The sequence below is a fragment of the Candidatus Dadabacteria bacterium genome (assembly GCA_026706695.1).
Taxonomy (GTDB): domain Bacteria; phylum Desulfobacterota_D; class UBA1144; order Nemesobacterales; family Nemesobacteraceae; genus Nemesobacter.
The window spans coordinates 1-26,523 of record JAPOYE010000045.1; the positions used below are offsets into that span (position 1 = coordinate 1).

The following is a 26,523-nucleotide window of genomic DNA, read 5'->3' on the forward strand; positions in this document are numbered from 1 at the left end:
AAAACGAACTCGGCCTAAATATAAATTTTTTGCTTGATAAAGGGTAGGAAGTCCCCAGTTATTCGAGCCGGGCAACAACCGGTTTGATCACACTCTGTCAATGGCAGACAAAAACCCGACATTTCTGGCAATCGGAAATTGAACACTTCGGCCGTGAGGTCGTTTTCCCGGACTTTGGTGCCGGAATGCAAACTGTGAACAAATGGCTTAGCGACGGTTTTCAAGCATCCTTCGCACATAACTCCTCTAAACCTGTAGTCCCCCCTCCGCTCAATGCATAACCTCACTGCATATTACGATTTATTCGGACACCTTGCAAACAATATACCATGTTTCTCGCGGTACCAAAAAAAAATCTAAAATAAAGCAGTTACGCAGTGAAGGTTTTTGGAGTTCAGGTTTCCGTAACGAACACAGGGACACCGCGACATCAGTTCGTATTCCGGCAATACAACGGTCATCTTGTCCGATTCAGGCAGAATCCGGTGCTGACCCCCCCAGTAAGTCTGCGATCACGGACGGCTTCCCCTAGCCTTCGGACATCACTTCGAAGTCCGTAATCTCGATCTGGTACTTAAGGCCCAGTATCTTGTTAACGGAAAGGTAGAAAGTATTGAAGAAAACAGTGTTGCCGGGCTTTATGTTGAAATTGGCCGAAGCCTCTGTTCCGGTAAACACCGAGAGGTCATCCCCGCTTTTTCTGCTAAGCTTTTGAAGAGAATAATCCGTATCGGCGTTTCTTATGTCCTGCATCGAAAGAGTGTTGCCGGAATAAAAGTCCTGAACGTAAACTGTCCGCCCCGACACCTGAAAACTGCTTCTGAGCTTTATGTGGCTGACGGGCACATCGCCTTCGTTCATGATCTCCCCGCGGACAAAGAAAAGATAGCCTTTCTTGGTGGTTATCCACTGGGACTCGGTGTTTCTCACGATCAGCTTTCGGGAAATATCGTCGCTTTGCCAGAACCCCCGCTCGGGGAAGAACCCGGATTTAAAGCCCCCAAGACCGAGTGCGAAAACAACCGCTATCAGGATAAGCCTAAGCGGGTATTTTCTCTTTTTTACTTCGTCTACGCCGTAAAATATTTTTTCCGCGTCCATCAAATCCAGCCCTGGAACTAAAAAATCCGCAATTAGGACAAAGAACCATACCTGCGGGTTCTGATTATAACCGTTTTTCCTTAGGGAAGGTTTCCCCGAGCAACCGCGGCCCCAAACGCATCCTGACCACTTCATTTTACAACGCGGGATTTTCAGGATATAAATGCATTGAGGGCAGATATGCTTAAACGTTCAGTTCTGCATGCGGACCAGTTCCGCAAACAACAACACAGTTCGGGAGAGAAAATTATGAAGATAATTAAGAACCAAGAGGCGGCTTTCTGGATTTTCATAGTCGCGGTTGCAATAACCTTCGGCATCTCCGCCAACGCGGCGGCCCAAAGCGGCAGCTTTTACGTCGGCATCTCGGGCGGAGTTCAACACTCTGACATTGAACACGCCAAGACCGTTGACAACACTGACGCTCCGAGTGATTTCCTGCAGGCCGGGGAAATTTACAGCACCAGTGATTCGGCGAGCAAAACGGGGGTTGGCGGCGGTCTCCTTGTCGGCTACCGGCTTAGTCTCGACCCGAACGACACCCTCTACCTGGGCATCGAAGTTGACGGTCAGGTTCACGACGGCACGGTGAGTGGAATGCTTCCCGGAGAGGGAGAATCACCGGGGCGGAACCAGCGCGGAGAAGCTTGGCCCGATGAGTGGAGCGTGGACAGGAAAAACAGCTACGGCGCGACGCTGGTGCTTGGAGCAAGCCCCCCGTCTTTGGTTTCACTTCTGGGTACGGGTGGCGGCATCTATGTTCTAGGCGGCGTGCGCCGCGTGAACGCGGAGTTAAAGGTTGATTACTACGGCTGCTTTAACGGAAAGGAACTCTGCGAAGACGACGAGTTTGAGGGAGGAACCGATTCCCACGACGAGACTTTCAACGCGCTTACGTTCGGGGGAGGCATTGAAAAGGTTATCGGGAACAGCATAGGAATCCGGGGCGAGGTACGTCACACTCTGTACAAGAAAGAAGACCGGGAGACTTTTCCTGATGAGAGCAACATAGAGGTTCCCGTATCGCTTGACGGAAGCGAAACCGGTTTCTCGATAAAAGCGGTTGTTTACTTCTGAGCTTTCGCCTTACCAGAATCTGCTGTAGAGCTTCTCGGCGTTATTCCAGAAGATATTCTCCTTTAATTCTTCGGAAATGTCCGCGCCTTCTATCTTCCAGTACTCGGAAGCGAAATCGCTCCACGGAATATCCGACCCGAACAGAAAACGGTCCGCTCCTATGCCTCTTTCCTCGATCTCCTTGAGTATCCACGTGGACCCGAAACCCACGGCCCATGAGGAATCGGTGTATACCTGGTATCCCTCCTCGATAAGTTCGAAAAAGCGCGGGACGAACTTGATATGACCGCTGACTCCGCCTCCCATGTGAACAACATGAATCTTGTTGCGCTTCCCGTACTCTTTTATGAGGGCAAGAGCGTTATCGATATCGGAACCTCCCCCCGGACTCGTGTGAATATGAAGGGGCATGTCGTGCTCGGCTCCGGCGTCAAGAATCATGTTCCAGAGTTCCGCGGACTCCTCGTCCCACTGCTCCGGGTCAAAAGTGCCGCCCAGAAGACACGTAGTCTTAAGCGCTATTAACCCTTTCTCCCCGATAAGCTTAAGCGCTTCCCGGGTTCGTTCCTTGTCCTTTGGCAGGGCGGAAACCCATATCGCACCCAGCAACCGGTCATGAGACGTTTCCGCACCTTCCGCCACAAGCGGATTGAGTTCAAAGGGCTGGGCGGAATCAGGATACCCGTAATTTGACATTACAAGCGCCCTGTCAACCTTGTGCTTGTCCATTCCCTTTATATATTCTTCCGCGGTCTGGTAATCCGTGGTAGGCTTGACCGCTTCGGGTAAACCGTAATAGGCAAATCCCGGGACGGGACCTATATGACTGTGGTTATCAAATAACCGCTTTCTCCTGACTATATCCATGAACGACCTCCTCGATCTTGAAAATTGTTATAAAAACACCCATCAAACATTGAATTTTTACGGCATCCCGCAAGATCGTGAAATTCAATGTGCCTGCATCTTTTCACCTACGCGCGCGCGGAGGGATTTCTCGATGGAATCAGGTTTTTCCCCTTTTTCAAGCCTGTGGGTCACTTCCCTGAAATCATCTCCGTAATCCTGCTTGGAGCGGCGGCTTTCTTTTTTCATCGTTTCAGCCAGCGATTGGCTATCGTCTTCAGGAACTTTCGGCGAATTTGTTTTCTTGGATTCCGTGCGGGCTCTTACCAATGAAGTTGAGGAAAGGACGCGCTTGAGACCGCTTTGCCCGCATTCGGGACAAACCGCTTGTTCGTTTTCGGCTTCGGAAATGGTCAGAAAAAATATGGAAACGGTCTTTTTGCAATCCCGACAATCGTATTCATAGATAGGCATTCAAAATATCCCTGCAATGACCAAGTATAAAGGAAATGCTACATTTCAGTCAAGCTAATCCTCAGCCCTCCCAAAGCATTCCCGCAACTGTTTTTCCCTTTACCGGGGACCTTCCTAGAAATGGTTGACCTTGTTCACTAAAATTGATAATGTGTTAAATATAGTAGATATAATGCCAGATTAAAACCTATGGAGAAATTTGGGAATTATATACCTGACTAACCCAGTATCATGACTGTTAAAGAAATACGTACAGTAGAGTTTGTCGTTTTGCCTACATCCAAGGTAAAGGCGAGGAAGATGTTCCAGATGGCCGGAGCCTGTCGGTATGTCTGGAATTACTTCAGGAAGAAGAACCTTACTGAGTACCAGGCATTCAGAAACGGCAAGGGGCAGAGACCGCATACCAGTTATTTCTCCCTCGGCCTTGAGTTCACTAGGCTAAGACACGAGACGGACTGGCTTCTGGAGCTTCCCGCCAATCCCATAAAACATACTCTCAAGTATTTTGCCGATGCGCTTGGAGAAGCAATGGCAGGCAAGAAGGGTTTTCCGAAGCCCAGAAGCAGAAACAGGCACGCGCCCCCCTTCACGCTTCCAAGCAAAGAGAACTTCAGAATAAAGAGTATCGATAAGAAATACTCCCTGCTTCTTATCCCCAGGGTCGGCTGGGTAAAGATGACCCGCGGGGGAGGCAATCCATGGGAGAGCGGCACACCGAAACAGGTGGTGCTTCGCCATGACGGGCACAGGTGGAGAGCCTTTGTTTCCTATGAGGTTGAAGTGGAGAAAAGACCGGACGGCGGTGAGATTCTGGGAGTTGACATGAACGCGCGCCAGGTCGCCACTTCCGACGGGCGTTTCTACTTCCTGCCCGATTTAAGGAAAAAAGAAGCAAGACGGAAGCGGTATCAGCGGAGGATGGCAAGGCAGGTAAAGGGATCTAACAGACAGAAAGACACAAAGAAGAAACTTAGAAAGGTAAGCAGGGAAATAGCCAATACACGGAAGAACTGGATTCACAAGACAACAGAGGAGATTTCAGAGAAGTGCGGAACAATAGTCACAGAAGACTTAAAGGTTAAGAACATGACGGCTTCCGCAAAGGGTACCGTAGAGAATCCGGGGAGAAACGTGAAACAGAAAGCAGAGCTTAACAGGGCGATGCTTGATACAGCAATGGGGGAGATAAGAAGAAATCTTGAGTACAAGTGCGGGAGACTGATAAAAGTGAATCCCGCGTATACATCTCAGACGTGTTCGCGTTGCGGACACGCAGAAAAAGAGAACCGTAAATCTCAGGCACGGTTCCAGTGTGTGAGTTGCGGCTATGTGTCCAACGCGGACACGAACGCCGCGATTAACATAAGGCGTCTGGGAATGGCGCAGCTGCACGGCGAGGAGAGTTCCGTCCTTAAGAGGACTCCGACGACCCGTGAAATTGATACGAGGCAGCCAGATGGTTAGTCAAGTATATAATTCCCAATTTGAGTTCAAAATCATTACAAGTGAAAAAGACCTCAAAACTTATTACAAGCTCCGCGAAGATATTTTCGTAAGGGAGCAGAAGATATTCTCCGGAACCGATATTGACGAATATGACGAGGCCGCGATACACATAGCGGCCATTGAGAAACCAAGCGATAGAATGGTCGGTGGCGTCAGATGCTACAACCTCGAAGGAAACACTTGGGTGGGAGGCCGTCTGAGCGCGGCTACCGGCTACCGGAACGGAGTAGTCGGGCGTTATCTCGTCAAATTCGCCGTAGAAACAGTAAAAACGAGAAGATGCGAGCGGTTCATAGCATACGTTCAGCCGCAGAACGTCAGGTTTTTTGAAAGACTCAACTGGAAACGCTCGGGGGAACCGCTCATCTACCATGGGATCCCCCATCAGTTGATGGAAGCCGAACTTGGAGAAGGGGGGGGGAAGGCGTGAACCGCAAAATCACGACAGGGTTGATGAAAGATCTGATCAGGTCTCTGCACCGCTCCCCGAGACTGAGTGAAAAAAACAACATAACAAACGTCTGGAATTTCTTTCCCCAGTTCGCAAGGGTCGAGGGAAAGCAGGTGCGTCTCGGCGATGACGCGGCGGCAATCGAACATGACGGAGGCTACCTGCTTGCAGCGGCGGAAGGCGTATACCAGCCTCTTCTGAAATCAAACCCCTACCTTGCCGGAAGAACCTCGGTCCTGACAAACGTAAACGACATCTATTCGATGGGCGGAAGACCTCTGGCGATTCTGGACGTGCTTTGCTCAGCAGATATCGCCAAAACGGACGAGATGCTCTCGGGTATACACTATAACGCCGAAAGATACAACGTCCCTGTAATCGGAGGCCACCTGAGTAGCGAAACAAGCGAGTTGACCCTCGCCGTATTCATCCTGGGAAAAGCCTCCAAGCTTCTCTCAAGTTTTAACGCCAGAGAAGGCGATGATCTCGTTATGGTGGTCGGAGGCGAGGGAAAATTCTATTCAGGGTTTAATTTCTGGGATTCGTCAAGCGGCTTAAGCAAAACGGATGCGCTGCGCCATCTTGAGATTCTGCCCGGACTTGCAGAAAAAGAACTTGCCGACTCGGCCAAGGATATCAGCATGGCCGGTGCTATAGGCTCGATCCTGATGCTCCTTGAGTGCTCCCAGAAAGGCGCCGAGATTCACGTTGATGACATTCCGGTGCCGTCTGGCGTCGGGTTGGCAGAATGGCTGGTTACTTTTCCGAGTTACGGTTTCATTCTTTCCCTGAGAGCGGGAAAAACTTCAAGAGTCCGCGAGAAATTCAGGGATTCCGGCCTTTTATGCGAAAAGATAGGAGAGGTAAGCGCGGAGCGGGAAATCTATTTCAAAAATAAAGACGGCCACAAGGAGCTTTTCTGGGATCTTGGGCGGGGATATTACATGGAAACCCCCGAATCAAGGGAGGCCGCCAATGAATGAGCAGAACAAAGAGATTGAGCGCATAGTCGCGAGGCTCGGAGAAAAGATAAAAGCCATTCGGATGGAAAAAGGATGGTCCCTTAAAAATCTTTCGGACAGATCAGGTATATCCGCGGCAGCTATCCACAAGATTGAATCAAACGGAATTACTCCGACCATAACCACCATGATGAAAATTTCCGACGCGCTCGGGAAGAAAATAAGCAATTTCGTTGAAGAGGGACCGGGAGACAAAGACGTCTGCCTGATAAATTCAAACGGGCGCAAACCCGTATTTACTTTTAAAAAAGGCCTGGACCTGCAGGGGATATCCGCCAAGCAGTACGGAGAATTCATAATGACCGCAGCATACGCCACGGTGAAAGTGGGCGCTTCGAGCGGCAAAAAAAGCATGAGTCACCGGGGAGAGGAACTGGTTTACTGTCTGCAGGGAAGAATGAGGTTTGAGGTGAACAAGAAAACTTATGATCTGCGTCCGGGGGACAGTCTGCATTTCAGAACCCATCTGGACCATAAATGGAAAAACACTGGAAAAGTTCCCGCGAAATTATTATGGGTGCTTTCCATCGAGGCTTCCTGAGGAGTTATTCTGTGAGTGCCGGGAGAAAAACAAAAAAGCCCGATTTGCCAGCACGCATCGACGCCGCGAATGCCTACGCGCTTGAGATGCTGTTTTCGGTCGAGCCTGTGCTTGAAGAAGTGCAAAAAGCCCTTGACGTTGTTCCCGGAATGACTCCCTCAACCATTCTGCACGCAGGCCCGCCGATCAGCTGGCGCAGGATGTGCGACCCGATGAAAAGGGCCGTGCGGGGCGCACTTATATTCGAGGGGCTGGCAAAAGACTCATCGGAAGCTGAAAAAATGGTGCTGGAAGACAGAATAGCCCTTTCTCCGAACCACCACCATGACTGCGTTGGACCTATGACGGGAATAATCTCCGCTTCGATGCCGGTGGTCGTCGCAAAGGATTTAACGACCGGAAAAAGAGCTTATTCAACGTTTAACGAAGGTGGCGGGCAGGCGCTCTGGTTCGGGTCGTTCGGAGAGAAGACGCTGCAACGCCTCAGGTGGATAAGAGACAAATTCGCTCCAGTCATGAAAAAAGCATTCGCAAGCGCCGAGCCAATCTCAGTGTGGAACATACTGTCCCAGGGGATACAGATGGGAGACGAATGCCATAACCGCCACGGCGCCTGCACCAACATTTTTCTGAAAAACATCGTCGAACCTCTTTTCTCTCTGAACATTTCGCGCGCAAAGGCAATGGCCGTTTACAGATTCATGTCCGCAAACAGCCACTTCTTTCTCAACTTCACCATGACCGGATGCAAGCTCGCCACAGACGCGGCCCACGGCATCGCCGACAGCACCTTGGTTACCGCCATGTCAAGAAACGGAACCGCTTTCGGCATAAGGGTAAGCGGGCTCGGAAACAGGTGGTTCGTGGCGAAATCGCCTTATCTGGAAGACGCTCTCTACAACCTCGGCTACGGACCGGAAGACGCCGCTTCCGACATAGGCGACAGCTCCATTATCGAAACAATGGGCCTTGGGGGATTCGCAATAGCCGCCGCTCCTTCCATGGCGTCGTTTGCCGGGGGGGGCTTCAGCGACGCGGTGGACATCACGAACAGTATGAATCTCATTACAACGGCCAGAAATCCCAAGTTCGCGATACCTTCCCTAGATTTTCAGGGCACGCCGACCGGGATTGACATAAGAAAAGTGGTAGACACGGCTATACTGCCGAGCATAAACAGCGCGATTGTGCATAAAAGCTCGGGAGCCGGACAGATAGGAGCCGGAATAGCTAAAGCGCCTTACGAATGTTTCGAGAAAGCGCTTCTGGCATTTGGGAGACGGCATGATATAGCGGCATAGACTATAAAAGCGAGAGGTACGTATTGGTAACGCTCAACACCGTAAAACAGAATCATTACCAAGATTCGATGAAGCTTATGCAGATAAGCAGGGAACTCACTGATTCCCCGGGTATCAGAAGGGCTTTGGCCATAATGGCCACTGAAGCGAATCTAAAAACGCTTCAGGACGCGGGATTAGTCAAAACCGCGCCGCACTCACTCGGCGCGAATGATCTTATAGTAGCTGTCGAGGCAGAATCGGAGACAGCGGGCCATGATGCTCTGAGAAAAGTCGATTTCTTTCTGGCCGCGCCTTCGGGCGGGGCTGACCGTACGGTCGGATACCAAAGTTTTGAAGAAGCTCTAAGTCCACCGGGCAACCCTAACATCGCTGTTGTATCCGTTCCGGGAGAATTTGCGAAACTTGAAGTCGCGAGAGCCATAAAAAACAACATTCATACCTTTCTTTTCAGCGACAACCTGGGTCTTGACGAAGAGGTTGAACTTAAGCGGAGAGCAGCGGACAGGGGACTGCTTATGATGGGACCGGGATGCGGGACCGCGATAATAAACGGAGCGGGCTTCGGGTTTGCCAACACCGTAAGACGGGGACCCGTGGGAATTGTCGCCGCCTCAGGGACAGGCATGCAGGAGGTAGCAAGCCTGATTCATAACTGGGGACTCGGCGTTTCTCACGGAATCGGAGTCGGCGGAAGAGACCTCTCCGAAAAAGTGGGCGGGCTGATGACAATCAAAGCCATGGAACTGCTCCACAAAGACGAAAACACGGAGATCATTCTGCTGGTTTCAAAACCGGCCCCGACAAAGGTAGTAAAAAAAATAATCGAAACGGCGCGTCGCGGAAAAAAACCTTTTGCCGTGTGCCTGCTGGGCGAAAACCGAATTGACGCAGAAGAAAACGTGTTCTTTGCCGATACGCTGGAAGAACTGTCTTTGCTTGCGGTAAACATCGCGCGCAGGCGGGGAGAGAAGCGGGTCGGAGTTTCCGATTCCAGCCTGAAAAGATACGCGAAGGATTTTGTCAAGTCGCTTCGCCCTTCGCAGAAATACGTGAGGGGATTGTTTTCAGGTGGCACCTTGTGTTATGAGGCCCAGAAAATACTCACTTCGTCTCTTGGAAAGATTTATTCAAACGCGCCTCTGTCAAAAGACTGTCTGCTCAATGACTCATACAAAAGCCGCGGGCATTGCTGCGTAGATCTCGGCGAAGAAGAATTTACCGTCGGACGTCCCCATCCGATGATCGACTCCACGCTCAGAAGCGAAAGGATAATCAGGGAAGCAAAAGATCCGAGGACAGCGGTAATTCTCCTCGATATCGTGTTGGGCCATGGTTCAAACGCCGACCCCGCCGGGGAGCTTCTCCCGGCCATTTGGCAAGCAAGGGGAATAGCCGGAAGCAAAAACAGGTCTCTTGCCTTCATTGCGTACGTGTGCGGTACGGATGACGATCCTCAGAGTCTCGGCTTGCAGAGGGAAAAGTTAAGGAGAAGCGGCATAAAAATTGCGCTAACCAATGCTCAGGGGGCCAGGGCTGCGGCTCTGATCGCGCGGCTTGCCTCAGAGGGAGGTGCGGGGCGATGAAACTGGCCGTCGTTGCTTTTGGAGGTAATGCGTTTTCAGGCGATGGGAATCACGGAACACACCAGGATCAATTCGCTTTCGCCGAACGTATATCGGGGGAACTGGTGAAGCTTGTGGAATCGGGCTACAGAATTGTCATCACTCATGGAAACGGACCCCAGGTGGGAAACCTGATGCTCCAGCAGGAATACACCCCTTGGGCGGTCTCGCCCATGCCCGTCGACGTATGCGGCGCGATGACCCAGGGCCAGATCGGATACTTAATCGTTCAGGCACTGAGAAATCATCTCAGAAAAAACAACTTGAACAAACCCGTCGCGGCCATCATCACCCAGGTAGTGGTAGACGAGGATGACGAAGCTTTTTCAAACCCGACAAAATTCGTAGGGCCGTTTTTCGATAAAAAAACCGCCGACTCTCTCGCGCGCCGGAAAAACTGGAGAGTAGAAAAAGATTCCGACAGGGGATACAGGAGGGTCGTGCCTTCGCCCAAGCCGGTGGACATAGTGGAGAAAGAAGAAATAGCAGAGATGATAGAAAGAGGGTTTATCGTCGTTGCATGCGGAGGGGGCGGAGTGCCGGTTGTCCGCGGGAAAAACGGTGAACTCAGGGGAGTAAGCGGCGTGATCGATAAAGATCTGGTTTCGGAAAAACTTGCGACTCTCATTGGGGCTGAAACCCTCGCCATAATTACGCAGGTGGACAGGATATCGCTGTTTTTCGGAACTCAGAGGCAGGTGGATCTGGAGAAAATTACGACAGAAGAAGCGGAAAGATACCTCAGGGAAGGACATTTTCCACAAGGAAGTATGGGCCCCAAGGTGGAAGCGGCGATAAGGTTTTTGCGGAAGGGAGGCAGGCGAGCGGTTATAACGTCGGCAAATTCGACGGTTAAGGCTCTTGAGGGAAAAAAAGGAACTGAAATAATCAATGAAATGGATTAAAATGGAATTAAGCGCTGGTGAAAAGCCTCATAGACAGCCAACGCCAGAATTTCCGGGGAATCCCGGAGAAGACAATATATATAGATATCTTTTTTAGGAGGTGCAGTAATGGCAGTAGACAGAGTACAAAGCGAGAGACCCCAGGAGGGGAAAGCTCTTGTGGACTACGAAGAAAAGCTTTTTCCTGATCATCAGGCGAATGAAGGGGAAAAAGCCTTGTTTCTCATACATTCGGTTCCTTATGAAGGTTCTGTAGCCGGTATAAACATGCTTACCGCTATAAGGGCAAAAAGAAAAGGCTATGATGTTTCGGTTCTTTTCTACGGTCCTGCTTCAGGCATACCGATTTACAGGGGCTGGCCGAATGTTGGAGATGACGGTTACGGTGCCGGCATACAGCTTTATCCGAATCTCGTCAAGAGGCTCCTCTCGGAGGGAATAACGGTATACGCGTGCCGTTTCTCCGCGGCCGCGCTTCTTGGCCAGAATGAATCGAGCTTTATCGAGGGAGTTACGCCGATTCATCCTACGGACATACTGGACATAGTTATTGAGCATCACAGGGCGGGAGCCATGATGTTCAGCACGTGGACAGTCTGAGGTTTTAGAGACTTCACGTCGTTGTCCAGACAGGGCTGCCAGCAGTTACCGGCAGTTTTAATCCGCTTGCCAACGGGGGTAAGTGGAAAGGGTGTTGTGTGAAATAAAAACGCTGGGGGTGAAAAATGGATTCTACAACCCTTAAGGTAGAGTTGCAGAGTTACGGTCTGAGAATTCCCGATTCTAAGAATATCAGGCGAGGGGGAGCCGGTCCCACGGGAGGAATTCATCTCAGGATCCTTCCCGATACCGACGCGAATGTCCCGGTTGTCGGCGATTTCGTAGAATCATCGCCTTATCATCTTGACAAGATAAACGGCGAGGACTGGATTTTCCGGGATGAAGTGGCCTTGGTGCAGGTTGAGCTTATGGGCAACGGGAGGTTTTACGACCATAAAACCTCAAGCGGAGTGCCCATGCAGAAAATCGGACTTCTGCACTGCCCGACCACTTTTGCAACTACTCTCCTTCAGACCTGTGATTTCTGGAAGGACGAGAGAAGGTGCCAGTTCTGCGGAATAGAGCTTACTCTTAAGGACAGAAGTACCGTCGGATTCAAAAACGCAAAAGCACTTGTTGAGACAATTCAACTCGCAAAGGAGCTCGACGGCATTTCCAACATTGTTTTCACTTCCGGCGTTGCGCCTGATGAGGAAAAAGCGCTTGAAAAATACGCCGAGATATGTTCCGAGGTTAAAAAACATACCGGGCTTCCGATTCAGCTCCAGATTGTTCCCCCTGAAGACCTGGGCTGGCTGCAGAAGCTGAAGTCTTCAGGGGTGGACGCTCTCGGAGTCCATATCGAAACGTTCGACCCGGATATATTCGAAAAAATAACCCCGGGCAAGGCCATGATAGGACTCGACAGATACATAGAGACCTGGAAAGAGGGCGTCAGGGTTTTCGGAAGATGGGCGGTAAGCACCTATATACTGGTCGGTCTCGGCGAGAGACTGGAAACGGTTATCGAAGGCGCCGAGATTTGCGCCGAGATAGGAGTTTACCCCTTCATAGTGCCTTTCAGGCCTATCGCGGGCACCCCGATGGAAAACGTAAGGCCGCCTGCGGCCGAAGTTATGGAATACGTGTATTCCGAAGCCGCTAAGGTCCTCGCCAGATACGAGGGAGGATCTAAAAGCGGTTTAGCCGGCTGCGTAAGTTGCGGAGAATGTTCCGTGCTTCCCGATTTTGAAAGACTGCACGAGTCAAAGACGGTAAGGTTTAAGAAATTTAAGAAATCGATCCCGATAAATTGATGCGGGAAAAATCATGATCCGAAGCCTCGTAACCCCGGATCGCAGATCGAATTGAGGAGACGCAGATGAGTCAAGAGAAACTGAAATTTGTCATAATAGGCGGAGGAGCGGGCGGCATCTCCGCGGCTTCCACAGCGAGGGGTCTCGCCGACCCTGATTCATCCGTTACGCTCTTTACCGAGTATGAAGACGTAGCCTACAGTCCCTGTGGCATCCCCTTTGTCCACGGCAGGGAAATTCCAGATTTCAAGAATCTTTTTCTTCAAACCGCCGAGCACTACACCGGTATCGGAATTGACATCAAATACAACACGAAAGTAACGGGGATAGACCTTGATAAAAAGGTCGTGGCGGTTGGTTCCGAGGAATTTCCGTGGGACCGGCTTATAATCGCCACTGGATTCGAATACGGAAATCCCGAGATCCCGGGAATCAATCTTGACGGCGTTCATTACGTGAAGAACATACGAAGGGCCATGGAATTCGACAAGCAGCTTGACAGCATAAAGAAAATCGCCGTGTTATCCGCCTCTCCTCTTGGTATTGAGATGGCGGGCAACCTGGCGCAAAGAGGAATTGAGACCCATCTCGTGGACGAAGGCGGCTGGCTTATGTCCGAGGTGGCAGACCCGGATATCATGGAGCCGGTACAGGAGAACTTTGAAGAACTGGGCGTTAACATGCACTTCGGAACCAAGGTCCACGAAATAAGAGGCCAGGACGGCAAGGTGAAATCCCTGGTTACGTCAAAGGGTGAAATAGAGTGTGAAGTCGTTATAGTCGCTACTCACAAGGTACCGAACAACACTCTTTCCCGGGAAGCGGGGATAAAACTCGGATCTACCGGAGGAGTCCTGGTTGATGACCACATGAGAACCAGCGTCGAGGGCGTCTACGCCGCCGGTGACTGCGCCGAGGTGGTGCACGGAGTCACGGAAATTCCCATTCAAGGGCTCTCCGGAAGCCACGCTTACTCCCAGGGAAGAACAGCCGGGGCGAATGCCGCGGGAGATGACCGCGCGTACGACCCCGTGTACGTGCCCTGGGGCATGGTGGGCGGAAAGATACAGATCGGCGGGGTATCTCTCGGCGAAACGCTCCACAAGGCTCTCGGAATACCTCACGTCGTCGCTTTCTCACAAGGGATATCCAGAGCCAGGTACTACCCCGGAGTAACAAGAATGAGAGTGAAACTCATTGCAGACCCCGAAACCCACAGGGTTCTGGGCGCCCAGATGGCCGGGGGGGAAGGAATAAAGGAAAGAGCCGATTTTCTCGCTTTTTCAATCAAGCGCAGAGCTACGCTCGAAGATTTCGCATGGATGGAAAACGTGTATTCACCCCCGATAGGAGCCTTGATGGAGCCTATCGCCCTGGCGGCACAGGCGGGGTTGGCCAAACTGGCCGGCGGGTAACTGTTTTAAAGAGGTGAAGCCAATTGTCAGAAAATAACCCATCAGGCGGCTGGTTAAGAAAAAACGCGGAAAAGTACCTGCTTGAAGCCGCGGCGGATGATATGGCGAGTCGTTACCCGGATTGTACTTCCGACGCTTACCGTGACAGGGGAGTGCTCCCTTTTCTGTGGAGAAAGGTGTTCGTCCCCATTTACCTTGCCATCCCTTGGAAAATTCGCAGAAAAATAATTCTGATGACTTCTTATCCGGGGGGCAATCGTCCAAAATGGAAGAAATTCGATTAACCCTTCCCCCGGCTCTGCAGACCTCTCCATTACAATGTCGAAAGGAAGCGCCATAAAACAGTTGAACGCAAGAACGATCGGGGTTAACGCTTACGAAACTCTGGCAAGCCTCAAAAGCCCCGCGAACATTGAAGGGGTATTCGAAAATTCCTTCTATATAAGAGTCGGCGAAGATGAGCTGATCAGGGTTATCCCATATGAACAGTACATTTCGGCAAGTTCGATAATAGTGGAGGAAAAAGACCGGCATTCGAACTTTAAATCCATGGGAGTCGAACAAGGCATGGAGGTTATCTGCGGAGAAAAAAATGTCTTGATAGGAAAAAGAGTTGCGATTGCCGATATCCACGGCGTCGCAAAATGGCGACCGCCCGCCGTCCCGGATAGCGCTTCGGTTCGCCCTCTTGAGATAATAAAGCTTAATCTGAGAGTGCTTCGGGACGTGATATACACCTGTCCCAGCAGGGAAGGTCTCGTGCCGCTGCTTGAGAACGTGGAACTTGTCGGTTCCATCGACCTTTTCTTAAAACCCCGTAACGACAGCTTCGCCGAGAGAGCAAGACCCGGCATCGAAAGAGTGATGTGGGGAATTTTTTCACTTGACAAGGCGGCAATAACGGAAAGCGCAAAGACCATAATAGGCCTCGGACCGGGACTCACGCCGTCCTGCGACGATTTTCTCTGCGGACTTTTAGTCAGTCTCAAGACCGGAGCGGCGGTGCTGAGCATGAGTGACGACACCGGGTTTTTCGATGAAATTGCCGGAAGTATTTACGAAGAGGCACGGCAAAGAACCACGGTTTTCGGCTCAAGCATGTTGAGGGAGGCCCGCGAGGGAGTGTGCCCCCTCGCGGTGGTCAACCTGATCCATTGCCTTCTTACCGAAGACATGGAGAGGAACGCCGAGGCTTCAAAAACGCTGGTCAGGATGGGGGAAACTTCCGGGGCCGATATTGCTATTGGGGTATTTTACGGAATCAGGTTTTTGGTCTCGAGGCTTGAGAATCTAGAGGTTTTGCATGAGACAGCTTAACATCGCGCTTTTCACCTATTCGACAAAACCCAGGGGAGGAGTGGTCCACACGCTTAACCTCGCGGAGAAACTAAGAGAACTTGGACAGAAAGTTCATGTTTACGCGCTCGGGACAGAAGGCGGATTTTTCAGAAAAGTCGACATTCCGCACACTCTGGTGCCATGTCCAAAAAACGAATTCAGCTGCATGGACGAAAAAATCCACGGCTACATAAAAGCATATGTCGATTACCTGAGCGGTCTTGAGGAAACCTACGATATCTACCACGCCGAGGACTGCATATCGGCAAACGCACTTTTGGATATAAGGCAGAGAGGCCGGATAGAATTCTTTCTCAGAACCGTTCATCACGTTGACGATTTTGTATCGGAATCTCTTGTTGAATGTCAGATGAAAAGCATAACGAAACCTGATTACCTGCTGGTCGTAAGCAATTACTGGGAAAAGGAGCTTGCCGACAAGTACTCTCTCAGACCACAGCGGGTAAGAAACGGTGTCGACCTGGCCAAGTTTTACGGCGCGGCTGCCCGAAGCAAGCCCGCCGAAGCCTCGAAGCTTGAATTCTCAGCCGACGGGTGTAAAACGGTTCTTACCATCGGTGGGATCGAACCCCGCAAAAACACTATATCAACCCTAAGAGCGTTTGCCCGGGTAAAGGCGCACTTTGCAACAAAGAATGAGCGGGCAGTCTGGCTTCTCGGAGGCGGGGAAACGCTTTTTGACTACAGGGATTACCGCAAAGAGTTTTTCTCCGAGATGAAAAAACTGGAAATAGAGATGGGAGAAGATATTTTCATTCTGGGAAGAGTCCCCGAAGAACTGATTGCCGATCTCTATAACGCCGCTGATGTTTTTGTTTTTCCCTCGTTAAAAGAGGGGTGGGGACTCGTCGTGCTTGAAGCCATGGCTTCCGGCGTACCGGTCATAGCTTCCGACATAGAGCCGCTCACGGAATTTATGGAAGACGGGAAAAACTCCCTGCTTGTCTCTCCCATGGACTGCGAGGCTCTCGCGAATGGAATTATCAGAATACTGGAATACGCAGATTTGCGTGAAAAGCTTATAGCCGGTGGCACAGACACCGCGGGACAATACGGATGGGACAGCGTGGCGCTTGAACATCTGAACATATACAGATACGTACTGAACGGAAGTGTTTTACGCGCGGCGCAGAAGAGGTGAAAACAATGAAAGTTGAGGCAATCTGGAAGAAAAACTATCAGGTAACCGTAAACGCGAGGCAGTTTGAAATACCGGTTGACGAAGCACCTGAATTCAGCGGGGAGGATACGGGAATGATGCCCACGGAGCTTTTTTTGTGTTCCCTGGCTTCGTGCTTCTGTCTTGCCATCGTTTATGCGGCAAGCAGAAGGAAAATCATGCTAAAAGACCTGAAAGTTGACGTTACGGGTGAGAAGAACGGAAGAAAATTCCTGTTTTCCAAGTGTATCATCAGTGTTAAAAGCTCCATCGCCCGAAGCAGCCTTGAGGATCTTGTGGATTCGGCGAAGCGCTACTGTTTCATTACGAATACAATCAAGGGAGGCTGTCCCATCGAGTACAGCATAACCCCGGACTTAGGGAGCATGTAGTTGGCAATTGAATTCAAAATCAGGAAAAACGCCTACTATGACTCCCTGCGCCTCATGCGTATTTCGAAAACCGCGAGCGGGGTTGACGGGGTAAAAAATGCTTTCGCGGTGATGGCTACGGATAAGGCCAAATATGCCCTGGATTCCGCAGGCCTCCTTACACATGAAATCAAAAAAGCCAAAGGAAGCGATCTTGTAATCATCGTCGAAGCGGAATCAAAGAAGCTTGCCAAACAAGCAATTAAAAAAATAGAGACGCTGATCTCATCAGACGATTCGCAAGCAGCCCCGGCAGCACCGAATATCCTTAATGAACAGCTAAGAGTTGTTAACGTGGGCCTTGAGATATTCGGCGAGTCCCTTGCGGCCCAGGGAGTTGAGGTAAGACATGTGGAGTGGAAGGTTCCGGCTAAAGGAAACAAGAAGCTTATCAACCTGTTAAAGAAAATGACGTGATTCGCCAGGAGTCGAGGAGAAATTCAATCAGCATACGAAACCCCGAGAAATTAAAGGAAGTTCTTTCAAAGCCCGGAAAACTGGGCAAGGTATTCAGCAGACACGCCTACGGCATGCTCTCATGGGTTGATCTGTTCGGCGCCAAGCTCCCCTCGGTTAACGGCATAGAAACCAAGATCATCATCTCAAGGATAGTCGCCGATAACGCGAGACACTCAAAACTTTTTTCCGACAGAGCAAAAGAGCTTGGCCAGAACCCGCAATCTTACAGACCTCCTGAAATCGGACAGGAAATCTACGACATTCTCGACACCTATAACAACACCTTTGACTCTCTTGCGTACGCCTGGGGATCGCTTGTGCATTTCAAGGAATTGCTGGAACTGTACATAAGCGTTGCCGATTCCAGAAACCGGGAAGTGCTGCTGGAGGTGAAAAAAGACGTCGAGGATCATTTATCGATGCTGCGGGGATATTTCCGATCGCAGGCCGACAGCGATTCAAAGAAAGACCGCGCGGAAACCGTAAAAACCGTAGCCGAAGATAAATACTCCGAAAGAGAGGAACAAGAAATAATCTGGTATTCACTTCCCGATGTCCCAAACGTTTGAACAGCTTCGAGAGCCTCTGCCTCGCTACTCAGCGAAAAACCTGTATTACAGGCTTCTTGCCGCCTTTCTCAGGACATTCGGGAGGCTGTCATGCGGAATCGACAAGGGGTTTGCCTACGGGTTCGACTCGGGAATTATCATGAACTACATCTACGATAACAAGGCACGGGGAAGATTCGGCGTCGGGCGGATTCTCGACAGGATGTTTTTGGATCAGGTTACGTGCAGGGCTTTCAGGTCGATAAAGCAGATACAGATTGACATGATAGATCAATATCTGCGGGAAAGGGACGGGAAGCCAACTTTCATAGTCGACCTCGCCTCGGGTAAAGCGGACTACATCTACGAAATCCTAAAATCTTCCGACCGCAAACTAAAAGTCCTGCTCTGCGATATAGCGGAATCCTCTCTTCAAGAAAGCAGGAATATCTCAGATGAACTGGGCTTTAGCGACAGAGTCAGGTTCCGCCGAGGCAATGCGCTTGACACCGAAAATCTCAAACGCATAGAACCAAAGCCCGATCTTCTGATCGAAGTCGGCCTTTACGGAATCATACACGACGACGCCCTCCTGCGCTCTCACCTGCTTGACGTCGGACGGATTCTTCGCCCCAAGGCCCTCCTTTTTAACGTCCAGACGCAAAACCCGCAGATAGAGTCAATCGCAAGGGTTCTTCAGAACCAGAACGGGGAAAGATGCGTCTGGCATCTCCGGTCAGCAGAGCAGATCATCGGCTGGGCAGAAGAAGCAGGGTTCGGAGGTCCTAAAATCGTAATGGACCCTTATAATATATACGCCGTCGTAATGATGAAGAGGAGGTAATAAGATAGTGTTTTCCAGAACGCGCGATCACGGAAATCCGGAGTCGGGCAATTGAGCCAGAAACGATTCGTACTGGGCTGGCAGTCGGAATCGGAAACACTTCCACTGCTTGAAAGAACAAAATCCGGAAAACTGGATTCCGTCACCCGAAGCCCGCATGGAATGTGGAACTACATGACCTACCGGGACGCGATAAATATCCTGGGCATGGATCCCTCCCGGATATATACCGACGGCAGAATTGACCTTGATCCGGAGCAGTGGGCCGATTTCGGCTGGATGCTCTGCCACTGCGGTCCTCCCCGGAGCGCGGTTCGGGAAATGAAAAAACGGACGCTGCCCTCCAACATAAACCCTTATTCTCCCGACCTCATAAATCCTCTCAGGGACTTATGCGCCGAATCCGTGTTCAAACGCAGAAGAGGCGGGGATTTTGAAGTGATAGGCACCGAGGGTGCTCAGGCGGGTATCTCCTATGTCCTTAATTCGTTCACGGACCCGGGCGATGAAATTATAATCACCGATCCCGGCTATTTTCATTTCGAATCGGCAATCCTGATGGCGGGAGGAATTCCTGTAAAAACGACGCTTGGCGCCGGTAACGGGTTCAGGCTAGACCCGCTTGAAATCGAAAAGCTGCTTTCCGAGAAAACGAAAATCATAATAGTCTGCGATCCCATAAACCCCTTCGGCACGGTACAGAAAAAAGAAGAACTGCTGTCGCTGATCGAGATCGCCAGAGATAACGACATCATAATAATGAACGACATAACCCATAACACCCACAGAATCGATCCCCACAGCGAGCATTTCCCCATGAGTTCGCTTTGCAAAGACACGAACACAGACAACGTGGTTTCGATCTACAGCGTCTCGCACGGATACGGAATGGCCGCTGTTCGCATCGGCTTTCTCGCTGGACATCCGGACATCATGAAGGCGTGTCTCACGACGAAAGTCTCCTTAACGCGCCTTAATACCAACCTGATCGCCCAGTACGGAGCGCTAGCCGCTCTTAAGGACGACAGCTACATAACCGAAACAGAAGAAATTATCAGGAAAAACTACCATTTCATAAAAGACATCGTGGCCCGCACCCGGGGAATAGAAATACCCGTTGAACCGAGTTACGGATTTTCTATGGTGATAGACGCAAGCGGCACGGGGGTAACCGCGCAGGAACTGACAGTCTCTCTGTTTAAAAGAAATATAGCCGTATACCCTGGTGACGGTCTTGGAGACAGCGGCGCCACTGACTACGTCAGACTGAATTTTTCGCATCCCGACCAGCATGCACTAAAAAGATTAGAGGATTCTCTCGGCGAAGCCATAGAGGAAGCCCAGACGGGCATCTACACAGAAAGCGTAATAAGGTTTTTCGAACAAAGACAAAATGAGAGGGCAGGATGGATCCTTCGGGAATTGAAAAACAGGGCAAAGAACCGTCAGGCGGCATACTAGATCAGATAGGTAACACGCCGCTTGTAGAGTTAAGCAACATCAGCTCCGGCCGTATCCCGAATTTTTACGCCAAACTCGAGTTCTTCAATCCTTCCGGAAGCATAAAGGACAGAGTGGCACGATACATACTGGAGATTTCCGAAAAAAACAACGCCCTGGAACCCGGAGACCTGATAGTCGAATCCACATCGGGCAATATGGGACTTTCCTTCGCGCTGATCGGCACGCTCAAAGGTTACAGGTGCCTGTTCGCCATTCCAGAAACCGTAAGCAAAGAAAAAATAAAAACCCTCAGGCTGTTCGGCGCCGAGATAGTTCTCACGCCGAGGGGACTGCCCCCGAGCGACGGAAGAAGCTGTTACAAGGTAGCTCAGAGAATCGCAAGGGAAAGGTGTGCCCTGTATGTTAATCAGTACTTCAATGAATTAAATCCCGAGTCACATTACCACTCTACGGGCCCCGAGATATGGAAACAGACCGGAGGTATGGTGGACACGGTGTTTTGCGGTATAGGAACCGGAGGCACCATAAGCGGAGTCGGGAAATATCTCAAGGAAAAAAACCCCGGCACGAAAATAATAGGTGTGGAACCGGTTGGTTCGGTATTCAGGGAATATTACAGGGAAGGTACAGTACCTCAAGCCGGAAATTTCGAAGTGGAAGGCATTGGGAAAAACTTTATTCCGGGTGCTCTTGATTTCGACTTTGTCGATGACGTGGTTCAAGTAAGCGACAAGCGCTCCTATGAGACCGTAAGCGATCTGATAAGCAAAGAAGGAGTATTTGCCGGGGGATCCGGCGGCGCTGTTGTCGCAGCGGCGCTTGATTATCGCGGGTCATTTGAAAAAGACCGCCGCGTCGTGGTCATACTGCCCGATACGGGACTGAAATACCTGTCGAAATTCGCCGTTTAGCGCAATCCGTCATGTCATGAAAAATATCGATCCGGCATACGTTGACAGCCTCGTTCAAAGATACGGAAGCCCTTTGTTTCTGGTATCCGCCGAAACACTCGAAAACAACGTCAGAGCATTCAAAAGGATGTTCCGCGAAAAATACCCGAACACCGAAGTCGCCTACGCATACAAGGCGAATTATCTGTCCGGGATTCTAAAGATAATCCACCAAGAGGGAGCTTGGGCCGAGGTCGCCTCCGGATTTGAATACGATATAGCTAGAAAACTGGGGGTTCCGGGCAGTTCAATAATTTTTAACGGCCCCGGCAAAACCAAAAAGGATCTACTCATCGCGGTTTCGCAGGGAACGCTGATAAACGCTGATAACGAAGATGAAATCAGGCTGCTTGGCGAAATCGCGGGCGAACTCAAAAGACCCGTGGACATCGGAATCAGAATCAACGCGGACGTAGGAATAAATCAGAAAATTGACCGCTTCGGCTTTAATCTTGAAACCGGGGAGGCGTTTAGAATGGCGGAACTATGCGAAGCGACGGGGGCTCTTAACGTCATCTGCCTTCACCTGCACCTAACAAGCTACATAGTTGAGACAGGCGGAGAGGGAGAATATACACCAGCCCAAAACATAAGGCTTATCTGGCCCAAAAACGCCGGCATGTATGAGATCGCCGTCAAAAAAATTTCAAGACTGGCAAAAAGAGCAGAAAAAGAGCTTGGCGTCAAAATAAAATATATCGATCTTGGAGGAGGATTTCCCTCGATAAAAGACCTGGGCGCATACGTAAACAAGGTTACGGAACCCCTAATTCACGAATTCGGAGAAGATGGTCCCGTTTTGCTTCTGGAACCCGGAAGGGCCATTGTAAAAGATGCGGTTTTCCTTATAACGACCGTTTTGGCTTCAAGAAAGCTTCAAGGCGGGAAGAGGGCAGTAACAACCGATGCCGGAACAAACAGCCTTCCCACTTCGTACTGGAGTTCCCAAGAGATAAGACCGCTTAGACCTTCCGGAAAAAAGCTAAGAGATACAATAATATACGGTCCTCTATGTCTTCAAACGGATATCATTGCCAAAACACTCGTAAACGAACTGGAACAGGGAGATAAAATCGTTGTGGAGAACGTGGGAGCATACAACATTCCTCAGGGAAGCCCCTTTATTTACCCGAGACCGTGCGTCGTTATGCTCCAAGACGCCACGGCACGGGTGATCAGAAGGGCCGAAACGATTGATGATGTCTTGGAACTCGAAGAAGTGACGGATACTTGAAACCGTCGGTAAAACGCGCTAAATGTCCCTAGATGCGTAAAAATGCTCCACCTCACGGTGATTCTGTCGCCCCTTGTACTTGTGAGTGGATTCTGGGATCATAACGGAATCATCGTGGCTTCACGCTGAAACAGATTGAAAAAAATATCCCTTTATGTAATAATAACGCTCATTGCCTTTTTTTTTCAGGAGCGGATGAATGAACCCTGCTAACCCCTTTGCGTCCCTTAGGGAAGAGATGGACAAGCATGTTATCGGGCACGATGAGGTAAAAACCGCTCTTCTTCTCGGAATAATTTCAAGAGAACACATCTACATCGAAGGTCCTCCAGGCACAGCCAAGACCATGCTTTCGGAAATCGTTTCCAAAGCGGCGCAGCTTAATTTCTTTTTCTACCAGCTTCATAGAGACACCCGGCTCTCGGAACTTGTCGGAGACCTGACCATAGTAAAGGAGGAAACCGAACTCGGAGAAAGGATAAAGCAGGATATCATAAAGGGCGGAATACTGACATCTGAGATCTGCCTTTTAGACGACATATCGCGCGCGCCCGGTGAATCGCTCAACATACTTCTTAGAATACTCAACGAAAGAAAATTCTTCAGCGAATCCATTCCCCTTCTGACCGCTATAGCGACGAGCAATCCAACGGCGGACGAGTACTACAACGAACCCCTTGATCCAGCAAATCTTGACCGGTTCATTCTCCAGGTAAAGGCTCTTGGAATTTCTTACGGAAGAAAATGGGATGAGGCCAAGAAGGTCATCGAGCTTTACGCCGAAAAGCCGTTTGAAGAAAAAATACCGAAAAGGGTAAGCAAAAAACTTTTCGACAAAAGCTATAAAAAACTTGAAAAAATCCAGATTCCACCCGATGTGCAGGAAGGTCTCGCGAATTTTACGGCTGTAATGATCGAGGATTTCGGGCTTAACGAAACCAACTCCCTTATTACTGACAGGACATTTTTCGTGAAAGCGCTCAAGCTTATCCGCTCCCACGCGCTTCTAAACGAAAGAGATGTATGCTCAAGAGAAGACCTTGACGTCTTAAGATACATGACGGCCTTCCGGGTTCCTCCCGAGGTCTACGACCAAATGGACAATATTCTTCGGAATATCGTTCAGGATAAAAAAAAAAGCCAGATGACAAACTGACGCCGGACCCGGATCAGATGCCTGATTCGGAGTTCGACCAGGATTTCTCTCAGGAACCCAAAGGAGAAATTCCTGATGAGAAAGCGGACAAGGAGACCGAGAATCCGCTTGCCGAGGCCCAGAAAACCTTCTTTGACGCGCTGCGGGACCTGAAGCAGAACCTTGACAACAACCAGAGCGAAATGGCTCCCCCCGAAGGTCAGGACGTGCCAAGCGATCCCACGGGGAATCCGCAGGACAGCGGAAACACGGAAAGAGAAGACAAATCCGCGCGCGCCTACATGAGCAGCAAATCCACCAAGGCAGGAGAGGATGATGAAACGGTCATCCCGGGAAGGGGGAATTCGGAAACTGCCGAGAACATAAAACGCATCATGAGAGTGCTTGAGGGCAATTTCCAAAAAAGCATGGCCAAGAAAACCTCCCACCCTGGAGGCTCTCCCAGAAGATGGAAGCGCATGTCCTCTTTTGACGAGGTCGAGGATATAGATCCCGTAGAGGCGTTCATATGGTCACAGCACACCTCCCCCAAGTTGCCGCGGGTTCACCTTCGCGAAAAAGAGACGCTCGGAGGAGAAATAGCTATTCTCAGGGACGTAAGCACCTCGATGATGGGAGTATACAGCGAGTGGTCTTCATCCGTTGTGAAGGGAGTAATAGAGCTTGCGAGAAGAAAGAGGATGAGAATCGGCTATCTGGAATTTAACCACCGCTCAAGAAAACACACAAAAAACTCACGCTTCTTCACCAGGGATTACAGGTGGATAGAAAGTCTGGCGGAGAAAACGGACTGCTCGGGCAACACCAACTACGAGGAAGCTCTGGGAGACGCACTTAAGGAGTTCCGAGGCAGGGGGCTTAGAAACAAGCACATACTCTTTATAACCGACGGGATTCCAACTTCCGGCGATCCCAATGTAGAAGCGCAGAGGGTGCGCGCAAAGAGCATAGGCGTCTGCATACACTCCATATTCATCGGATCGAAGAACTACCCGCCAATACTTGAAATACTCTCAAAAGAAACGGTCGGAACACAGTTCATGGCGTCCAAGGGCCGGGACGACATAATACGTATAGAAAGAAAGGACCGAGCTTATCTGCAGGCGGAGCAAGAAAAGATTGCCAGATCGCAGCATGACGGCTTCGCAAAAGCGTTCAGGGGAGAACTCTAGCGCACCTGATCAAAGGTGCTCTGGACGCATAAAGTCACTGCTTTTCCTTCTTTAGAAGCCTTTTCACGGCATTCTGATGGTCCCTATATGTGCTTGAGAAAACATGGACCCCGCCTCCGTTTGAAACGAAGTAAAGATAGTCAACATCCGCCGGCTCGAGTGCCGCGCGGATTGAATCAAGACCGGGAGCCGCTATCGGACCCGGAGGGAGTCCCGAAACCACGTAGGTATTATAGGGAGAAGGGAAACTCTGATCTTTTTTCCTAATATTGCCGTCAAACTTCTCGCCAAGAGCATAGATCACCGTCGGGTCAAATTCAAGCTTCATCTCTTTGCGAAGCCGGTTGCGTATTACGGCGGATACAAGAGGCCTCTCCGGGGGAAAAGCCGTTTCTTTCTCTATTAGTGATGCAATAGTCACAATCTCCTTGATATCGGGTTGCGGACTCGCAATACCAAGCGTCGCATAAACTTCCCGAAATCTACCGAGCATTGTTTCAATTACCTTCTCCGCAGAGCAATCACGCGCAAAGAAATAAGTGTCGGGAAAAAGGAATCCTTCAAGACTCGAAACGTCCACGCCAAGTTTTTTCGTGGAATACTCACTGTTTTCCGCAACCGCGAGAAACTCTTCCCGGGAAACTATCTGCGAGGCATCGAGAATTCCGGCCATCTGCACAAGAGTAATCCCTTCGGGGAAGGTAACTCTCTTTAAGGACACTTCGCCGCGACGCAACTTTCTATGAACAGTATAAGGTGCCTCGCCGGCCGAAAACACGTATTCGCCGTGCTTAAGCTTCCTATGGGTTCCGCTTAGAAAAGCCGAGAAAAAAAGAACCTCTGCTTTTCTTACCACTCCCTCTACCTCAAGTTTCTCCGCTATAGCGGACAGGCCAAGGCCTTGCGGTATCTCGACAATTTTTGTCTCAGCTGGAAAGCCGTCTAGGAAATAAAACCAGGCAGACAAAGCCAACAGAGAGGAAACAAAAACCACAAGTCCCTTTGAGAACCGGTTAAATCTACGAGTCTCACTCATCTGGAAAGTATCACCATCTCGTTTCGATGGATTATCTCGTCGCTGTATCTGTACCCGAGCACATCCTCTATTTCAGATGATTTCTTTCCGAGGATCTTCCTCACCTCTGAAGAACCGTAGGAACAAAGTCCTCTTGATATTTCAACCTCAGAGGAGTTAAAGCAGCTCACAAGCTCTCCTATCTCGAACTCCCCCTGAACTTCCCTTATACCCGAAGGAAGAAGACTTCTGCCTTTCTTAGTAATAGCCTCGGCCGCACCCTCGTCCAGTATAAGTTTCCCTTGAGGCTTAAGCGTATAGGCAATCCAGTGTTTTTTCCCTGTGAGTCTTTCCCTTGTCGGAAGTATCACGGTTCCATACTCATGGCCGTTAAAGATGTTCAGAAGAAAATCTTTTCTTCTCCCGTTCGCGATTATAGTGGGCACCCCAAAGGCGGCGGCGGATTTTGCCGCCTGGACCTTGGTTCTCATTCCTCCGGAAGTGGTTTTGCCGAAAGTATCTCCGGCAAAGGATTCTATTCTGGAATCTATCTCCTCGATTGTGGAAAGCAGCTTGGCGTTTTCGTCTTTCGCCGGGTCCTTGTCGAAG

The 26,523-nt window shown here is 50.3% G+C and carries 28 protein-coding genes; 23 read left to right on the plus strand and 5 right to left on the minus strand.

The window, feature by feature from the left end; genetic code table 11:
• Positions 1-528 precede the first annotated feature (528 nt).
• A complete protein-coding gene (locus OXG10_03105; protein ID MCY3826358.1) occupies positions 529-1,101 on the minus strand; it encodes a hypothetical protein in 573 nt (190 codons plus the stop codon).
• Positions 1,102-1,350: 249 nt separating this feature from the next.
• On the opposite strand from OXG10_03105, the gene OXG10_03110 reads away from it, so the two are divergent.
• Positions 1,351-2,178 (plus strand): outer membrane beta-barrel protein, encoded by an 828-nt coding sequence (locus tag OXG10_03110; protein ID MCY3826359.1) that lies wholly within the window; start codon positions 1,351-1,353, stop codon positions 2,176-2,178.
• 9 nt (positions 2,179-2,187) lie between these two features.
• Here OXG10_03110 and OXG10_03115 read toward each other — a convergent pair whose 3' ends face one another.
• Both OXG10_03115 and OXG10_03120 read right to left on the minus strand, forming a co-directional pair.
• Positions 2,188-3,045 carry an amidohydrolase family protein gene (locus OXG10_03115; protein MCY3826360.1) on the minus strand — a complete coding sequence of 286 codons (858 nt, stop codon included), beginning with the start codon at positions 3,043-3,045 and terminating at the stop codon, positions 2,188-2,190.
• A gap of 84 nt (positions 3,046-3,129) precedes the next feature.
• Positions 3,130-3,498, minus strand: a complete 369-nt coding sequence (locus OXG10_03120) for a zinc ribbon domain-containing protein (GenBank protein MCY3826361.1) — start codon at positions 3,496-3,498, stop codon at positions 3,130-3,132.
• Between the two features lie 231 nt (positions 3,499-3,729).
• Here OXG10_03120 and OXG10_03125 point away from each other — a divergent pair, with 231 nt between their 5' ends.
• From OXG10_03125 to OXG10_03230, 22 genes are all read left to right on the plus strand, one after another.
• Positions 3,730-4,965 (plus strand): transposase, encoded by a 1,236-nt coding sequence (locus OXG10_03125; protein ID MCY3826362.1) that lies wholly within the window; start codon positions 3,730-3,732, stop codon positions 4,963-4,965.
• Positions 4,958-5,437 (plus strand): GNAT family N-acetyltransferase, encoded by a 480-nt coding sequence (locus OXG10_03130; protein ID MCY3826363.1) that lies wholly within the window; start codon positions 4,958-4,960, stop codon positions 5,435-5,437. Before OXG10_03125 ends, OXG10_03130 begins: the two co-directional genes overlap by 8 nt.
• Positions 5,434-6,441 (plus strand): sll0787 family AIR synthase-like protein, encoded by a 1,008-nt coding sequence (locus OXG10_03135; GenBank protein MCY3826364.1) that lies wholly within the window; start codon positions 5,434-5,436, stop codon positions 6,439-6,441. The genes OXG10_03130 and OXG10_03135 overlap by 4 nt, the downstream gene beginning before the upstream one ends.
• Positions 6,434-7,021, plus strand: a complete 588-nt coding sequence (locus OXG10_03140) for a cupin domain-containing protein (GenBank protein MCY3826365.1) — start codon at positions 6,434-6,436, stop codon at positions 7,019-7,021. Before OXG10_03135 ends, OXG10_03140 begins: the two co-directional genes overlap by 8 nt.
• A gap of 11 nt (positions 7,022-7,032) precedes the next feature.
• On the plus strand, positions 7,033-8,322 hold the full coding sequence (locus OXG10_03145) for a DUF1116 domain-containing protein (GenBank protein MCY3826366.1): 1,290 nt from the start codon (positions 7,033-7,035) through the stop codon (positions 8,320-8,322).
• Positions 8,323-8,345: 23 nt separating this feature from the next.
• A complete protein-coding gene (gene fdrA, locus OXG10_03150) occupies positions 8,346-9,908 on the plus strand; it encodes an acyl-CoA synthetase FdrA (protein ID MCY3826367.1) in 1,563 nt (520 codons plus the stop codon).
• Positions 9,905-10,852, plus strand: a complete 948-nt coding sequence (arcC, locus tag OXG10_03155) for a carbamate kinase (GenBank protein ID MCY3826368.1) — start codon at positions 9,905-9,907, stop codon at positions 10,850-10,852. The genes fdrA and arcC overlap by 4 nt, the downstream gene beginning before the upstream one ends.
• A gap of 108 nt (positions 10,853-10,960) precedes the next feature.
• Positions 10,961-11,452 carry an MSMEG_0572 family nitrogen starvation response protein gene (locus OXG10_03160; protein MCY3826369.1) on the plus strand — a complete coding sequence of 164 codons (492 nt, stop codon included), beginning with the start codon at positions 10,961-10,963 and terminating at the stop codon, positions 11,450-11,452.
• A 125-nt stretch (positions 11,453-11,577) separates the two neighbouring features.
• A complete protein-coding gene (locus OXG10_03165) occupies positions 11,578-12,708 on the plus strand; it encodes an MSMEG_0568 family radical SAM protein (GenBank protein ID MCY3826370.1) in 1,131 nt (376 codons plus the stop codon).
• A gap of 65 nt (positions 12,709-12,773) precedes the next feature.
• Entirely contained in the window at positions 12,774-14,123 is a 1,350-nt protein-coding gene (locus tag OXG10_03170) for an FAD-dependent oxidoreductase (GenBank protein ID MCY3826371.1), read from the plus strand.
• Between the two features lie 23 nt (positions 14,124-14,146).
• The gene (locus OXG10_03175) at positions 14,147-14,407 is read left to right on the plus strand and encodes a hypothetical protein (protein ID MCY3826372.1); all 261 of its coding nucleotides are present in this window, start codon (positions 14,147-14,149) and stop codon (positions 14,405-14,407) included.
• Positions 14,408-14,441: 34 nt separating this feature from the next.
• A complete protein-coding gene (locus OXG10_03180; GenBank protein ID MCY3826373.1) occupies positions 14,442-15,440 on the plus strand; it encodes a DUF2877 domain-containing protein in 999 nt (332 codons plus the stop codon).
• Entirely contained in the window at positions 15,427-16,623 is a 1,197-nt protein-coding gene (locus OXG10_03185; protein ID MCY3826374.1) for an MSMEG_0565 family glycosyltransferase, read from the plus strand. Before OXG10_03180 ends, OXG10_03185 begins: the two co-directional genes overlap by 14 nt.
• Before the next feature lie 5 nt (positions 16,624-16,628).
• Positions 16,629-17,033 carry an OsmC family protein gene (locus OXG10_03190; protein MCY3826375.1) on the plus strand — a complete coding sequence of 135 codons (405 nt, stop codon included), beginning with the start codon at positions 16,629-16,631 and terminating at the stop codon, positions 17,031-17,033.
• Complete coding sequence (locus tag OXG10_03195) at positions 17,034-17,489, plus strand: hypothetical protein (protein ID MCY3826376.1); 456 nt, start codon at positions 17,034-17,036, stop codon at positions 17,487-17,489.
• On the plus strand, positions 17,486-18,100 hold the full coding sequence (locus OXG10_03200; protein MCY3826377.1) for a hypothetical protein: 615 nt from the start codon (positions 17,486-17,488) through the stop codon (positions 18,098-18,100). The genes OXG10_03195 and OXG10_03200 overlap by 4 nt, the downstream gene beginning before the upstream one ends.
• A complete protein-coding gene (locus tag OXG10_03205; protein MCY3826378.1) occupies positions 18,084-18,923 on the plus strand; it encodes a class I SAM-dependent methyltransferase family protein in 840 nt (279 codons plus the stop codon). The genes OXG10_03200 and OXG10_03205 overlap by 17 nt, the downstream gene beginning before the upstream one ends.
• Positions 18,924-18,974: 51 nt before the next feature.
• Positions 18,975-20,384: a pyridoxal phosphate-dependent aminotransferase gene (locus OXG10_03210; protein MCY3826379.1), complete on the plus strand. Its 1,410-nt coding sequence runs from the start codon at positions 18,975-18,977 to the stop codon at positions 20,382-20,384.
• Positions 20,330-21,298: a cysteine synthase family protein gene (locus tag OXG10_03215; GenBank protein MCY3826380.1), complete on the plus strand. Its 969-nt coding sequence runs from the start codon at positions 20,330-20,332 to the stop codon at positions 21,296-21,298. Before OXG10_03210 ends, OXG10_03215 begins: the two co-directional genes overlap by 55 nt.
• 16 nt (positions 21,299-21,314) lie before the next feature.
• The gene (locus OXG10_03220) at positions 21,315-22,571 is read left to right on the plus strand and encodes an alanine racemase (GenBank protein ID MCY3826381.1); all 1,257 of its coding nucleotides are present in this window, start codon (positions 21,315-21,317) and stop codon (positions 22,569-22,571) included.
• A gap of 199 nt (positions 22,572-22,770) precedes the next feature.
• Positions 22,771-23,727, plus strand: coding sequence for a MoxR family ATPase (locus OXG10_03225; protein ID MCY3826382.1), 957 nt, complete (start codon positions 22,771-22,773; stop codon positions 23,725-23,727).
• A gap of 17 nt (positions 23,728-23,744) precedes the next feature.
• A complete protein-coding gene (locus tag OXG10_03230) occupies positions 23,745-24,899 on the plus strand; it encodes a VWA domain-containing protein (protein ID MCY3826383.1) in 1,155 nt (384 codons plus the stop codon).
• A gap of 34 nt (positions 24,900-24,933) precedes the next feature.
• On the opposite strand, the gene mltG is transcribed toward OXG10_03230, so the two are convergent.
• Positions 24,934-25,935, minus strand: coding sequence for an endolytic transglycosylase MltG (gene mltG / locus OXG10_03235; GenBank protein MCY3826384.1), 1,002 nt, complete (start codon positions 25,933-25,935; stop codon positions 24,934-24,936).
• The coding region (locus OXG10_03240; protein ID MCY3826385.1) for a glutamate 5-kinase at positions 25,932-26,523 on the minus strand (592 nt) is incomplete at its 5' end. The genes OXG10_03240 and mltG, both read right to left, overlap by 4 nt.